The sequence below is a fragment of the Allobosea sp. LC85 genome (genome assembly GCF_000735605.1).
In the GTDB taxonomy this organism is placed as follows: domain Bacteria; phylum Pseudomonadota; class Alphaproteobacteria; order Rhizobiales; family Beijerinckiaceae; genus Allobosea.
In genome coordinates this window covers 187,109-200,136 of the sequence record NZ_JPKG01000006.1, presented here as the reverse complement: position 1 = coordinate 200,136, position 13,028 = coordinate 187,109, and the positions used below count along the sequence as shown (strand labels likewise).

The window sequence follows — 13,028 nt, the reverse complement described above, 5'->3', positions numbered from 1 at the left end:
GTCGGCCGCACGCGTCAGGCGTGCGGGGCGGCCGACAGCTCGATCACGAAGATCTCGCCGCCTTCGCGAGCATTCGTCAGGACGACACCCTCGACTGATTCCAGCAGGGCACTGTCACCGGTGGCGAGCGTTTCGCGGCGCTCCTGCCGCGCTATCATCCAGCCATCGGAGCGGGCGACGAGAACCACGACCGTTCCGGTCATCTCGAACTGGATGGGCAGCTCGGTGCCGCTCAAGCGCGTCACCTTGTGCAACCAGCGGCCGCGCCGGGTCATCACGTTGAGGTCGTCGATCGGCCCGTCCACCAGCCGCCCCTCGACGGGCCTGTCGGCTGCGAACGGATAGGGTTCGGCGGACGGTTCGAGCAGGATGCTCTCGCCGTCGCCGAAGGCAAGGACGATTCCCCTGCCTGTCAGCACCGACAAGGTCCTGTCGATGCCGGGAAAGACGGAGAAGGGACCGTCCACCCCGACATGGGCCATGGAGATGCGCCAGTCGAAGCCGTCCAGCGAGGCGCCGGGCGGATGCGCTGCGATCTCCGTCGTGGTGCCGCCGCCGTTCTTCCACGGCATGGTGCGGCACGCGCTGGCGCGGATGATGCGCATGATCAGCCGAGAATGCCCGGCAGCTTCAGGCCCTTCGCCTTGGCGCAATCGATCGCGATCTCGTAGCCGGCATCGGCATGGCGCATCACGCCGGTCGCCGGGTCGTTCCACAACACGCGCTCCAGCCGCTTGGCCGCCTCCGGAGTGCCGTCGGCGACGATGACGACGCCCGAATGCTGGGAATAGCCCATGCCGACGCCGCCACCGTGGTGGAGCGAGACCCAGGTCGCGCCGCCGGCGGTGTTGAGCAGCGCGTTCAGCAGCGGCCAGTCGGAGACGGCGTCCGAACCGTCCTTCATCGCTTCCGTCTCGCGGTTCGGCGAAGCGACCGAACCGGAATCGAGATGGTCGCGGCCGATCACCACGGGTGCCTTCAACTCGCCCTTGGCCACCATCTCGTTGAAGGCTAGGCCGAGCCGGTGCCGGTCGCCGAGGCCGACCCAGCAGATCCGTGCCGGCAGGCCCTGGAACTTGATGCGTTCGCGGGCCATGTCGAGCCAGTTATGCAGGTGATGATCGTCCGGCATCAGCTCCTTCACGCGCTGGTCGGTGCGATAGATGTCCTCCGGATCGCCCGAGAGCGCAGCCCAGCGGAACGGGCCCACGCCGCGGCAGAACAGCGGGCGGATATAGGCCGGCACGAAGCCGGGAAAATCGAAGGCGTTGTCGACGCCCATATCCTTCGCCATCTGGCGGATATTATTGCCGTAATCGAGCGTCGGCACGCCCATCTGCTGGAAGTCCAGCATGGCACGGACATGCACGGCCATCGATTTCTTGGCGGCCTCGATCGTACCGGCGGGATCGCGTTCCTTGCGCTCTTCCCACTGCTCGAGCGTCCAGCCGGCCGGCAGATAGCCGTTCAGCGGGTCATGGGCCGAAGTCTGGTCGGTGACGACATCCGGGCGGATGCCGCGCCTGACCATGTCGGGGAAGACTTCCGCCGCATTGCCGAGCACACCGACCGAGACGGCCTTGCCTGCCGCATGAGCGCGCTTGATGATTTCCAGCGCCTCGTCGACGCTGTCGGCCTTCTCGTCGAGATAGCCGGTGCGGAGCCGGAACTCGATGCTGGAGGGCTTGCACTCGACGGCGATCATCGAGGCTCCGGCCATCGTCGCGGCGAGCGGCTGAGCCCCGCCCATGCCGCCGAGCCCGCCCGTCAGGATCCACTTGCCCTTGAGGCTGCCGCCATAATGCTGGCGGCCGACCTCGACGAAGGTCTCGTAAGTGCCCTGAACGATGCCCTGCGTGCCGATATAGATCCAGGATCCGGCGGTCATCTGGCCGTACATCATCAGTCCGGCCTTATCGAGCTCGTGGAAATGCTCCCAGTTCGCGTAGGCCGGCACGAGGTTCGAATTGGCGATCAGCACACGCGGCGCATCCGCATGGGTGCGGAAAACGCCGACCGGCTTGCCGGACTGCACCAGCAGCGTTTCGTCGGCTTCAAGCGAGCGCAGCGCGCCGACGATCCGGTCGAAATCCTCCCAGGTCCGGGCAGCGCGGCCGATGCCGCCATAGACCACGAGCTCGCCCGGCTTCTCGGCGACATCGGGGTCGAGATTGTTCATCAGCATGCGCAGCGGCGCTTCGGTCAGCCAGCTCTTGGCGGAGAGCTCGCTGCCCCTGGGGCTGCGGATGACGCGGCTATTGTCGATGCGGGTCATGAATGGCTCCGTTCAAACCGTGATCGGGAAAAGTGGAATGCGGTTTTCCGTCCGATTGCGGTCAGGGTTTCAGCTTTTTGGCCGCATCGAGCGCGGCTTCGATGATGGCGGAGAGGGCGGTTTGCAGTCTGGCAGCCTTGGGCGTGTCGAAACTCCATGGCGGCGTCTCCACGGTGAGATAGCCGCTCAACGAGATTTCCATCTGGATTGCGTGCACATTCCGCTCCGGCTGGCCGTAATGCCGGGTGATCCAGCCGCCCTTGAAGCGGCCATTGCTGACATGGCTGAAGCCCGAGCCGGCCAGTGCAGCAACGGCCGCCTGTTGGACTGCCGGTGCGCAGCTCGCGCCGGAATTGGTGCCGAGATTGAGCGTAGGCAGCGTGCCCGAGAACAGGCGCGGAATGACCGACTTGATGGAATGGCAGTCCCAGAGCAGGCAGAAACCATGCGCGGCCTTGACCCGCTCGATCTCGGCCGCGAGGGCGTCATGATAGGGCTGGAAATAGGCGGTGCGACGGCGCGCGACCTCGGTCTCGTCGGGCGCCCTTGTCCAGATCGGCTGACCATCGAAGGTCGTGGTCGGCACGAGTTCCGTCGTCGCCTGTCCAGGGTAGAGCGACACGCCTGAGGGGTCGCGGTTGAGGTCGATGACATAGCGCGAGAGCCCGGCCTCGACGATCGTCGGTGCGAAGCGCTCGGCAAACGCATAGAGCTGGTGCATATGCCAGTCGGTGTCGGGCACCGAGCGACCTGTCTCGTTCAGTGCCGCCTTCACCTCGTCCGGCAACCCGGTGCCTGGATGCGGCATCGACAGGACCAGCGGACCGGCGCCCTGCGTGACGCTGACGATCTCGGAAGGGTTCACGCTCATCACGAGGAGAACTCCGCGAAGCTGTCGAGCCCGGCGGCATCGCTGATCGCGCCGCTGAGCACCAGCTCGGTCGCGGCCGCAAGGTCGGGGGCAAGGTAGCGGTCTGCATCAAGCGGCGCGATACGCTCCCGGACCAGGGCCAGCACCGGCTCCAGCCGCGGGCTCGTCTTCATCGGGCGATGATGCTCGATCGCTTCCGCCGCGGCCATCAGCTCGACGCCGATGATGCTGGCTGCGTTCCTGGCCATATCGAGCAGGCGATAGGCGCCATGCGTCGCCATCGAGACATGGTCTTCCTGGTTGGCAGAGGTCGGGATCGTGTCGACCGAGGCGGGGTAGGCCTTCTGCTTGTTCTCCGAGGCCAGCGCGGCTGCCGTGACCTGTGCGATCATGAAGCCGGAGTTCAGACCGGCATCGCGTGCCAGGAAGGGGGGCAGGCCGCTCATCACCGGGTCGACCAGCAGCGCCATGCGCCGCTCGGACAGGTTGCCGATCTCGCACAGCCCCATGGCGAGGATGTCGGCGGCGAAGGCGACGGGCTCGGCATGGAAGTTGCCCCCCGAGACGATTTCACCCGGCCCGAGCACCAGCGGGTTGTCGGTGACGGCGTTGGCCTCGATCGCAAGCGTCGCGGCGGCATTGGCGAGGAGATCGCGCACGGCTCCCATCACCTGCGGCTGGCAGCGCAGGGAGTAGGGGTCCTGGACCTTGGAATCGCCGAAGCGATGGCTGTCGCGGATTTCGCTCTTCGCGATCAGCGCGAGCAATGTTTGCGCGACCCTGATCTGGCCGGGCTGGCCGCGCAGCGCCTGGATGCGCGGGTCGAATGGCGTGTCGGAACCTTTCAGCGCATCGACGGACAATGCACCGGTGACCAGTGCGGCATCGAACACGCGGGCGATATCGCTGAGCGCCGTCAGCGCGATCGCGGTCGAGACCTGCGTGCCGTTGATCAGCGCGAGACCCTCCTTGGCACCGAGTTCGAGCGGCTTCTGGCCGATCCGGGCCAGGGCATCTCCAGCGGGAAGCGTCTCGCCCCGCAAGCTGATCTCGCCGACGCCCATCAGTGCCGCGGTGAGATGGGCAAGCGGTGCAAGATCGCCGGAAGCACCGACCGAGCCCTTGGCGGGAACGACCGGGAGCGCCTCGGCTGCGAGCGCACCGACCAGGGCCTCAACCACGACGGGGCGTACACCGGAGGCCCCGCGCGCCAGGCTCGCGGCTTTCATGGCGAGGATCAGGCGCACGATCCGGTCCGGCAGGGCAGGGCCGGTGCCGACGGCGTGGGAGAGGATCAGGTTGCGCTGCAAGGTTGCCAGGTCGGCATCGGCAATGCGCACGCTGGCAAGCTTGCCGAAGCCGGTATTGACGCCATAGGTCACGGTTCCGGCGGCGACGATGTCGTCGACGATCGCTTGCGCCGCGGCGATCGATGCGGCGCTCGCGCCATCCAGCTTGGCCGCGGCGCCATCAATCACGGCGCGCCATTGCTTCAGGGCGGCGTCGCCCGGCCTCAGGGAGAATGTTGCGGTCATTGGCCGTTCCAGATGCGGGAGTGAAGCGGGTTGAAGCCGATGCGATAGGCGAGTTCGGCAGGGCGCTCGATCTCCCAGATGGCGAGATCGCAGCGCTTGCCCGCCTCAAGTGTGCCGATCTCATTCTGCAGGCCGAGCGCCGTTGCAGCATGGCGCGTCAGCCCCGCCAGCGCCTCTTCCGGTGTCAGCCGGAAGAGCGTGCAGGCCATGTTGAGGACCAGCAGCGGCGAGGTCAGCGGCGAGGAGCCGGGATTGGCGTCAGTGGCGAGCGCGATCGCAACGCCATGCTTGCGCAGCAGGTCGATCGGCGGCTTCTGTGTTTCGCGCAGAAAGTAGAAGGCGCCCGGCAGGATGACGGCGACCGTCCCGGATTGGGCCATGGCGATCACGCCAGCCTCGTCGAGATATTCGAGATGGTCGGCCGAAAGGGCGCCATGCTCGGCCGCGAGTGCCGCGCCGCCGAGATTGGAAAGCTGTTCGGCATGGATCTTGACCGGCAGCCCCTTGGCCTTGGCTGCGGCAAAGACCCGCGCCGTCTCGTTGGGCGAGAAGGCAATGCCCTCACAGAACACGTCGACTGCGTCGGCAAGGTCCTGCGCGGCCACGGCGTCGAGCATCGGCCCGGTGACCTGGTCGACATAGTCGCCGGAGCGGCCGGTGAATTCCGGCGGTACGGCATGGGCGGCAAGGAAGGTGGTACGGACGGTGACCGGCCGCTCGCGACCGAGCTGCCGTGCGACCGCAAGCTGCTTCAGCTCGCTCTGCTGTTCGAGCCCGTAGCCCGACTTGATCTCGACGGTCGTGACGCCTTCCGCAATCAGGGCGCTCAGGCGCCGGTCGGCGCTGGCGAAGAGCTCGGCCTCGCTGGCAGCGCGCGTCGCCTTCACGGTGGAGAGGATACCGCCGCCGGCGCGCGCGATCTCCTCATAGCTTGCGCCTTGCAGCCTGAGCTCGAACTCATGCGCCCGGTCTCCGCCATAGACGAGATGGGTATGGCAATCGATCAGGCCCGGTGTGATCCAGCGTCCGCCGCAATCGAACGTTTCGCACGCGTTCAGGGTTGATGCCTCGCTGCGCGGGCCGGCAAAGACGATGCAGCCGTCGCGGGCCGCAATGACCCCGTCCTCGATTGCGCCATAGGGCTCGCCGGCGCCGGGCGCCATGGTTGCGAGGCGGGCATTCACCCAGACCCTGTCGCAGTTGGAAGGTTCCGCCGCCATGCGCATCCTCTCGACTTCGTTTGCGATCCGACTATGCTAGACAATTGCATATGCAATTAGCAAATTTCATTTGCATATGCAAATCGAGCGAGGAGCCAGCGTGACACCGAACCCGACCCTGCATCTCGCCCAGGCACTCTTGCCGGAGGGCTTTGCCGACAACGTGACGCTCACGATCGCGGAGGGAACAATCGCCTCCGTGAGCGTGGGGAAAGCTGCACCGGCGGGTGCCCTGCACCTGGCCGGGCTGACGCTGCCTGGCATGCCGAACCTCCACAGCCATCTGTTCCAGCGTGGCATGGCAGGCCTGTCTGAGCGGCGTGGCGCTACAACGGATTCGTTCTGGACCTGGCGCGAGGTGATGTATCGCTTCCTCGACCGGCTTGATCCCGACGACGTCCAGGCGATCGCGGCGCAGGCGATGGTCGAAATGCTGGAAGGCGGATTCACCGCGCTCGCGGAGTTCCACTATCTCCACCACGACAGGGATGGCCGGCCCCATGCCGATATCGCGGCGATGGCGCAGGCCGTTGCGGCGGCGGCCGAGGAAACCGGCATCGGCTTGACCCTGCTGCCGGTGCTCTATCGGTTCGGCAATTTCGGGAGCGCGGCACCGAGCCACGGCCAGCGGCGTTTCATCAATGATCGCGACAGCTTTTCCCGGCTCATGGAGGCGAGCGCAGTGGCGATCGGTGTTCTGCCGGATTCGCGGCTCGGTGTCGCGCCGCATTCGCTGCGCGCCGTCTCGCCTGAGGATCTGGCGTGGCTGACTGGCCTGAGACCCGATGGACCGATCCACATCCATGTCGCCGAACAGATGCGCGAGATCGAGGACAGCCTGAAGATCACCGGCCGTCGCCCGGTCGAATTCCTGACCGATAGCATCGCGTTGGACCGGCGCTGGTGCCTGATCCACGCAACCCATCTGACCGATGCGGAGCGCGACACCATCGCGCGCAGCGGCGCTGTCGCGGGACTATGCCCGATCACCGAGTCGAGCCTCGGCGACGGCATCTTCGATGGCGTGCGCTACCACGCCGCTGGCGGGGCCTTCGGTGTCGGCAGCGATTCCAACATCCAGATCGATGCCGGCGCCGAGCTGCGCCAACTCGAATACTCCCAGCGCCTGCGAGATCGCGGGCGCGCCTTGCTGGCGGACACTGACGCTTCCACCGGGCATGCCCTCTGGGCGAAGGCCTGTGTCGGCGGAGCGCAGGCCTGCGGCCGTGCCATTGGAAGCCTTGCGGTCGGGCAGCGCGCCGATCTCCTCTCGCTCGATTTCGATCATCCCGCCTTGGTCGGAAAACGTGGCGAGGCGGCGCTCGACAGCGCGATCTTCGCTGCCAACGCCTTACCGTTGCGCGATGTCCTGGTTGGCGGCCGGCAGGTTGTCAGCGAAGGTCGCCATGTTGCTGGCGCAGCCGTGGCGAGCCGATTCGCCGCGACGATGCGTCGACTGCTTGCCTGAGTCCTTGAAGGATCGTCATGTCGGATAACGGGATCGAGGCCGTAAAGCTGGATGGCACGGGGCCGGTCTATGACCAGATCCGCCGCGCTATCCGGGATCTCGTCCTGAACGGGGCCTGGCCGCCGGGAACGGCGGTGCCGCCGGAGCACGCTCTGATGGAGCGGCTCGGCGCCTCGCGCATGACGGTGCATCGCGCCTTGGTGCAACTGGCGCGCGAGGGGTTGATTACGCGGCGCCGGCGGTCCGGCACCATCGTGGCGAACCCGCCGGCAAGCCACGCCATGCTCGACATCCTCTCGATCCCCGACGAGGTGCGACAGCTCGGCCAGGATTATTCCTTCGAGATTCTGTCGCGGCGGGACGGGCGGCCTTCGCCTGAAGTCGCTGCGAGTTTCGAACTGAAGCGCTCGGAACAGGTGGCCCATCTCGTGACCCTGCATCGCAGCGGTGGGCAGCCGCATGTACTGGAGGAGCGAGTGATCCACCTCGCGACCGTACCGGCCACTGCCGCCGAGCGGTTCGAGACGACGCCACCCGGCGACTGGCTGCTGCAGCACAGTCTCTGGTCACAGGCCGAGCACGCGATCAGTGCGGTGGCGGCGGGCGAGCGAGAGTCGGGGTTGCTGGAGATCGAGCAAGGCGAGCCGTGCTTGCTCGTCGAGCGCCGCACTTGGAATCAGAACCAGCCGGTGACGGCTGTTCGCCTGCTCTATCCGGGCGGGCGTCACCGCTTCATTGGCCGTTTCGGCCCCTATGGCGCGGTCTGAGCTATGCATGAAAAAGGCCCGCGAATGCGGGCCTTTCCCATTTTTGGGCTGCTGAACCGTTCAGCAGGCGTAGCGAACGCGGCGGCCCCATTCGTCGCGACCATAGCAGATACGATCGGGTGTCGTGGCCGAGCCGATGATGGCCCCGCCAGCGCCGCCGATTGCAGCACCCGCGAGCGCGCCACCAGCGCGGCCAGTGGCCAGGCCGCCAATCAGCGCACCCGTACCCGCGCCGATCAGGGCGCCGGTTCCGGTATTCTGCTCGCGCTGCGTGCAGGCGCCGAGTGAGGCCGCGACCGCGACGAGGATGAGAAGCTTCTTCATTGTCTTGACTCCCAGGATGCAATCGACAGGCCTAATGCACAGTCCGAACCGCTCCATTCGATACGGAAACGCGCCCGGAAGGATCGAGACACGATCCGTAACGGGCGACGCAACAACATCGCGCGACATAGCAACCATGACAAAGGATTAATGTTCCATTTAAGGCTCGGCAACGTGGCGCGGAGCCGCCCTGGGTTGTCTCGAGCATGGAGCGGCCCTCGGATCGGCCTTTGCCCGGAACCTTCCGGAGGCCCCGGCGTTGATCAGGCAGACTGCGGTGCGAGCCACCGCGTAGTCCTTCAATGGAGGCTCCAATGACCGCAACCGCTACCATCGGGAATCCGCTCATTGCCGGAGCTCGTGTCGCTGGGACCAGTGTCTATAACGCGTCCGGCGACCATCTGGGTGAGATCTACGACGTGATGCTCGACAAGCAGACCGGCAAGGTCGCCTACGCCATCATGTCCTTCGGCGGCTTTCTCGGCCTAGGCGAGAAATACCACCCCATTCCCTGGAGCGTGCTCGACTACGACACCAATCGCGGTGGCTATGTCGTGCCCCTCACCAAGGAGAAGCTCGAGGCGGCGCCGATGTACGACAGCGAAGGCGAGCCCGACTGGAACGACAAGAATTACGGCAAGCGCGTGCATGATTACTACGGCACGATGCCATACTGGATGATGTAGGCACCGCCGTCTGCTGGTCGCGGCGGTTGCTATCCCCCCAGCCGAACCGTCGTGACGGCGGGATGCGGGCCGAAAGGCCCGCATCTTCCCTTTCGGGGAACCATTCCGCTCATTGCGCGTCATCCAGACAGCATATTTCCACCATCGCCGGCCCGATCGGGGATCGCCTGCCGGCTTGTCGTGAAGGTTCAATTCCTGCCTGGAGCCCATCATGCAGATTCGCTACGGCTATCGCATCGAACTCGTCTCTCAGCAGGAATTGCCGCTGCTGACGATGCTCGATGTGCATCCTTCCCGTCATCACGATGTGATCCGTCAAGACGACATGATGGCGGTCTCCCTGGCCGATCCGCGATTTCCTGTGCCGGTCGAGCGATATCGCGACCAGTTCGGCAACATCTGTCGCCGGCTTGTCGCTCCGGCGGGCGGGATTCGGTTGAGCTCAGCAGGGCTTCTCCATGATTCGGGGGAGCCGGATCCATTCAATCCGTCCGCGCAGGAAGTGCGACCGTCGGAATTGCCCGACGAGGCGCTGATCTATTTGCTTGGCAGTCGCTATTGCGAAACCGACAAGCTCGGGGACCGCGCCTGGGAGCTCTTCGGCCCGATCCCTCCGGGCTGGCAGCGTGTCCAGGCCGTCGTCGATTTCGTCCATAATCACCTGACCTTCGGCTATGCCTATGCGCGCAACACGCGCACTGCGGCGGAAGCCTTCGAGGAGCGGATCGGCGTCTGCCGCGACTTCGCCCACCTTGCCGTGACCCTCTGCCGCTGCCTCAATATCCCGGCGCGCTACTGCAACGGCTATCTCGGCGATATCCGCGTGCCGAAGGATCCGGCTCCGATGGATTTCAATGCCTGGATGGAGGTCTTTCTCAGCGGCCGCTGGTACACATTCGACGCACGCCACAACGCACGCCGGATCGGCCGGATCGTGATCGCACGGGGCCGTGACGCGACCGACGTGGCGATGCTCAATTCCTTCGGCGGCCATTCGCTCCAGCATTTCGAAGTCACGACTGAAGAGGTCGAGGAGGCGAACGCTGCCATGATTGTGACGAAAGACCGTGTTGGATGGCGCGCGGAGCGGGCTGCTGCATTGTAAAATGCCGAGTCGCCCGGAACTCCGGCATGGATGGGATGATATCAGGGCGTCATGCGCCATATCGTGATCGTCAATGCGCGGGCGGGAACCGTGCTGGCCGCAGGGCCTGAGGCCTTCGCAGCCAGGATCCAAGCCGCGTTCCATGCACATGATTGCAAGGCGGACGTCAGGCTTGTGCCGCCGCGCGAGTTGCATCGCGCCCTTTCGATGGCGATCACGGATGATGCGGCAACACCCGTGATCGCTGGCGGCGACGGCACGATCAACGGCGTGCTGCCGATCCTGCTCCAGGCCGGACGGCCCGTTGGGATACTCCCGCTCGGGACGGTGAATATCCTTGCGCGGGATCTCGGCCTCATCGGGACACTGGAAGGGCAGATCGAAGCGCTTTGCGCGGGCGCGCCGGTGGCGATGGACATCGGCCGCGTCAACGGCCGGCTGTTCCACTCGATCTCGGGAATGGGCTTCTTCAGCCTGATGGCCCGCGAACGTGAATATGCGCGCAGGCGCTTTCCATTCAGCCGCGCGGTCGGCTTTGCGGTCGCTGCGACACGCTCCATCCTGTTCACCCGAGCCATCACCGTCGACATCCGGATCGGCCAGGAGCACCATCAGGTCGAGGCGGATGCCGTGCTCGTCACGATCAACAGTTTCGATGGGCCCGAATGGCGCCGCAGCAAGCTCGATGGCGGCGTCTTCGAGGTCCATATCCTCAATGCGGGTGGCCTCCTTTCGCGCACCAAGGCAGCGCTGTCGGTCGCATCCGGGCGCTGGCGCTCGTCCCAGAACCTGACCTCCTATACCGGTGACGAAGTCACGCTGACGCGTCGCGACAAGAAGCGCGGCCACATCACCTTTGACGGCGAGGTCGAGCGCAAGGCCGGTGAGCTCTGCTATCGCCTTCTTCCGAAGGCGGTGCGCATCATCGCTGGCCGCGTGCCCTCTGGTCAGGCGCACGGCTAAAGCATGGGCCCGAAAAGTGGATTGCGGTTTTCGGGAAAGCCGACGCAAACACAAAAAGGTTAGATCATCGGACCGGATACGATATCCGGTCCGATGATCTAGAGGCGCGTCCCCATCCGGTCGGTAGCCATCATTCAGGAATTCGATGTTGCTTCATCCCCGCATTCTTGTCCCGCTGGCCGCAGCCTTCGCCTTTCTCGGCCTGACGCTGTTCATCCTGTCCGGCCGGACCTTCGCCTTCGATACCGGCCTCATCCTGCTGTTCCGGCAGGAGGGGGACCCGGCTACGCCGATCGGGCCGCATTGGCTGCCCGAGATGATGCGTGACATCAGCGGGCTCGGCAGTTTCGTCGGGCTCGGCGTCATGAGCCTCGCGGCGACGCTCGCCCTCTGGCTTGCCGGCTATCGGCGCCTCGCCATAGCCCTCGCAGTCAACGTCATGCTGGCAACGCTGGTCAGCACGGGGTTGAAGATCGGAATCGGCCGGGCGCGCCCCGATGTCGTCGAGCCGACCGCGATCGTCTTCACCGCGAGCTTTCCGAGCGGTCATGCCTTTCTATCGGCGGTGGTCCTGCTCAGCATCGCCGGTTTCACCGGGCTGGCGTCGCGACATCGGGATATCACGAGGCTCAGCATCGGAGTGGCGTGGGTTCTGATGCTGCTGATTGGTGTGAGCCGGATCTATCTGGGCGTCCATTGGCCAAGCGATGTTCTGGCCGGCTGGTGCCTCGGCATTGCGTGGTCGAGCCTGTCGGTCGCCCTTGTCGGGCGGAGCATTGAGAGAGGCGAGCGAGCCGGTGCGGGCGCACCATTCGCCGGCTGATCCGTCGCTTCAGCGCATATCGATCGTGGTGTTGACACCGAGGTCGGGTGTGCGCCCGAGGATCTTGGCCGTGGCCAGCTTGAAGGCGATGACGACGGCACTCGATGGGCCGTCCCAGATCTCGGCTGAGACCGGCGACAGCGCCAGCAAGGTCACATCCGGATCGTCAGGGCCATTCGGAAACCAGGCTCCGACCAGCGGGCTCCAGATACTCTTGATCAACTGATGGTCATCAAGCCGCTCGGCATGGCATTCGATCGTCGCATAGAAATTGTGGTTCTCATCGCTTAGGGCGATCGAGGCGGTTTGCGTCGCATCGAGCTCCTCGACCGGGCCCGTATGGCTGTGCGTGACGAACAGGATGCGGTGCTCTTCTCGATCGACATGACCCGACATCGGGCGCGTCCTGATCCGGCCGCTGACGATGGTCGAAACCATGCAGATCGTGTGATCGGTGAGGGCGGTCCATATTCGCTGCTGGAACGGTGTCTCGACCATTGTCGCTTCTCCTTCCATGCATGCCGCTGACCTCGTCATTGGGGAACGCGCCTGGGGGATGCGCGTTCCCCAATGACGAGGCAACGCGAACTCTTCACGCCTTTCCGCTGCAAGGCAATGCCGGTCACGGAATGATGTATGCACTCGCGAAGCGTTGACCAGATGCCCGCCCCCAAGCGCGGTGTCTGGACCACAGGATCGCTGATGCTTGCTTCCCGAAACACGCTTCTGCTGCTCGCCGCCATTCTGGTCATCGGCCCCGCCGTGACCGGCTACGCCCTCTACGAGGAGAAGAAGAAGCCGGATGGTATCGAGATCTCGGTCGGAAAGAATGGGCTGTCGATCAAGGGGAAGTGAGCCGTCTCCCCACGCAACCGAGCCGCCGCCCGGCCTATGCGTCGATCGCCTCGACAAAAACTCTCTGCATACTGTATGCGGATTGAGGCGCCGGTGAGCCATGATCGAGACGAATGGCCTTCGCCTGACAAAGGCG

14 protein-coding genes are annotated in these 13,028 nt (G+C 65.2%); 7 read left to right on the top strand and 7 right to left on the bottom strand.

Translation table 11 applies throughout. The annotated features are described in order from the left end of the window. Positions 1 to 14: 14 nt before the first annotated feature. The 5 genes from FG93_RS01990 to hutI all read right to left on the bottom strand — a co-directional run bounded on the left by FG93_RS01990 (position 15) and on the right by hutI (position 5,901). Complete coding sequence (locus FG93_RS01990; protein WP_043231230.1) at positions 15 to 605, bottom strand: HutD family protein; 591 nt, start codon at positions 603 to 605, stop codon at positions 15 to 17. Between the two features lie 2 nt (positions 606 to 607). Then, positions 608 to 2,275 carry a urocanate hydratase gene (gene hutU, locus FG93_RS01985; RefSeq protein WP_043231228.1) on the bottom strand — a complete coding sequence of 556 codons (1,668 nt, stop codon included), beginning with the start codon at positions 2,273 to 2,275 and terminating at the stop codon, positions 608 to 610. 61 nt (positions 2,276 to 2,336) lie between these two features. Next, complete coding sequence (gene hutG, locus FG93_RS01980) at positions 2,337 to 3,146, bottom strand: N-formylglutamate deformylase (protein WP_043231226.1); 810 nt, start codon at positions 3,144 to 3,146, stop codon at positions 2,337 to 2,339. Then, on the bottom strand, positions 3,146 to 4,681 hold the full coding sequence (hutH, locus tag FG93_RS01975) for a histidine ammonia-lyase (protein WP_043231224.1): 1,536 nt from the start codon (positions 4,679 to 4,681) through the stop codon (positions 3,146 to 3,148). Before hutH ends, hutG begins: the two co-directional genes overlap by 1 nt. After that, positions 4,678 to 5,901 (bottom strand): imidazolonepropionase, encoded by a 1,224-nt coding sequence (gene hutI / locus FG93_RS01970; protein ID WP_043231222.1) that lies wholly within the window; start codon positions 5,899 to 5,901, stop codon positions 4,678 to 4,680. Before hutI ends, hutH begins: the two co-directional genes overlap by 4 nt. A gap of 100 nt (positions 5,902 to 6,001) precedes the next feature. Between hutI and FG93_RS01965 the strand changes: the two genes are divergently transcribed. Then, positions 6,002 to 7,369, top strand: coding sequence for a formimidoylglutamate deiminase (locus tag FG93_RS01965; protein ID WP_244448468.1), 1,368 nt, complete (start codon positions 6,002 to 6,004; stop codon positions 7,367 to 7,369). A gap of 17 nt (positions 7,370 to 7,386) precedes the next feature. Continuing rightward, on the top strand, positions 7,387 to 8,136 hold the full coding sequence (locus FG93_RS01960) for a UTRA domain-containing protein (protein ID WP_052513231.1): 750 nt from the start codon (positions 7,387 to 7,389) through the stop codon (positions 8,134 to 8,136). 60 nt (positions 8,137 to 8,196) lie between these two features. On the opposite strand, the gene FG93_RS01955 is transcribed toward FG93_RS01960, so the two are convergent. Then, positions 8,197 to 8,460: a glycine zipper domain-containing protein gene (locus tag FG93_RS01955; RefSeq protein WP_043231219.1), complete on the bottom strand. Its 264-nt coding sequence runs from the start codon at positions 8,458 to 8,460 to the stop codon at positions 8,197 to 8,199. A 314-nt stretch (positions 8,461 to 8,774) separates the two neighbouring features. Between FG93_RS01955 and FG93_RS01950 the strand changes: the two genes are divergently transcribed. The 4 genes from FG93_RS01950 to FG93_RS01935 all read left to right on the top strand — a co-directional run bounded on the left by FG93_RS01950 (position 8,775) and on the right by FG93_RS01935 (position 12,037). Further along, on the top strand, positions 8,775 to 9,146 hold the full coding sequence (locus FG93_RS01950) for a PRC-barrel domain-containing protein (RefSeq protein WP_043231217.1): 372 nt from the start codon (positions 8,775 to 8,777) through the stop codon (positions 9,144 to 9,146). Positions 9,147 to 9,357: 211 nt separating this feature from the next. Further along, on the top strand, positions 9,358 to 10,251 hold the full coding sequence (locus FG93_RS01945; protein ID WP_052513227.1) for a transglutaminase family protein: 894 nt from the start codon (positions 9,358 to 9,360) through the stop codon (positions 10,249 to 10,251). A gap of 51 nt (positions 10,252 to 10,302) precedes the next feature. After that, entirely contained in the window at positions 10,303 to 11,214 is a 912-nt protein-coding gene (locus tag FG93_RS01940; RefSeq protein ID WP_043231215.1) for a diacylglycerol kinase family protein, read from the top strand. Between the two features lie 145 nt (positions 11,215 to 11,359). Beyond that, entirely contained in the window at positions 11,360 to 12,037 is a 678-nt protein-coding gene (locus tag FG93_RS01935; protein WP_052513225.1) for a phosphatase PAP2 family protein, read from the top strand. A gap of 9 nt (positions 12,038 to 12,046) precedes the next feature. Here the strand turns inward: FG93_RS01935 and FG93_RS30965 are convergent, their stop codons facing one another. After that, the gene (locus FG93_RS30965) at positions 12,047 to 12,535 is read right to left on the bottom strand and encodes a pyridoxamine 5'-phosphate oxidase family protein (protein WP_052513222.1); all 489 of its coding nucleotides are present in this window, start codon (positions 12,533 to 12,535) and stop codon (positions 12,047 to 12,049) included. Between the two features lie 204 nt (positions 12,536 to 12,739). Between FG93_RS30965 and FG93_RS33200 the strand changes: the two genes are divergently transcribed. Then, entirely contained in the window at positions 12,740 to 12,892 is a 153-nt protein-coding gene (locus tag FG93_RS33200) for a hypothetical protein (RefSeq protein ID WP_162835439.1), read from the top strand. Positions 12,893 to 13,028: the final 136 nt, after the last annotated feature.

What these genes read in the sequence shown, in the direction of transcription:
- FG93_RS01990 (WP_043231230.1), bottom strand. Translation starts at nt 605, where the DNA reads ATGCGCATCATCCGCGCCAGCGCGTGCCGCACCATGCCGTGGAAGAAC.
- hutU (WP_043231228.1), bottom strand. Translation starts at nt 2,275, where the DNA reads ATGACCCGCATCGACAATAGCCGCGTCATCCGCAGCCCCAGGGGCAGC.
- hutG (WP_043231226.1), bottom strand. Translation starts at nt 3,146, where the DNA reads ATGAGCGTGAACCCTTCCGAGATCGTCAGCGTCACGCAGGGCGCCGGT.
- hutH (WP_043231224.1), bottom strand. Translation starts at nt 4,681, where the DNA reads ATGACCGCAACATTCTCCCTGAGGCCGGGCGACGCCGCCCTGAAGCAA.
- hutI (WP_043231222.1), bottom strand. Translation starts at nt 5,901, where the DNA reads ATGGCGGCGGAACCTTCCAACTGCGACAGGGTCTGGGTGAATGCCCGC.
- FG93_RS01960 (WP_052513231.1), top strand. Translation starts at nt 7,387, where the DNA reads ATGTCGGATAACGGGATCGAGGCCGTAAAGCTGGATGGCACGGGGCCG.
- FG93_RS01955 (WP_043231219.1), bottom strand. Translation starts at nt 8,460, where the DNA reads ATGAAGAAGCTTCTCATCCTCGTCGCGGTCGCGGCCTCACTCGGCGCC.
- FG93_RS01950 (WP_043231217.1), top strand. Translation starts at nt 8,775, where the DNA reads ATGACCGCAACCGCTACCATCGGGAATCCGCTCATTGCCGGAGCTCGT.
- FG93_RS01945 (WP_052513227.1), top strand. Translation starts at nt 9,358, where the DNA reads ATGCAGATTCGCTACGGCTATCGCATCGAACTCGTCTCTCAGCAGGAA.
- FG93_RS01940 (WP_043231215.1), top strand. Translation starts at nt 10,303, where the DNA reads ATGCGCCATATCGTGATCGTCAATGCGCGGGCGGGAACCGTGCTGGCC.
- FG93_RS01935 (WP_052513225.1), top strand. Translation starts at nt 11,360, where the DNA reads ATGTTGCTTCATCCCCGCATTCTTGTCCCGCTGGCCGCAGCCTTCGCC.
- FG93_RS30965 (WP_052513222.1), bottom strand. Translation starts at nt 12,535, where the DNA reads ATGGTCGAGACACCGTTCCAGCAGCGAATATGGACCGCCCTCACCGAT.
- FG93_RS33200 (WP_162835439.1), top strand. Translation starts at nt 12,740, where the DNA reads ATGCTTGCTTCCCGAAACACGCTTCTGCTGCTCGCCGCCATTCTGGTC.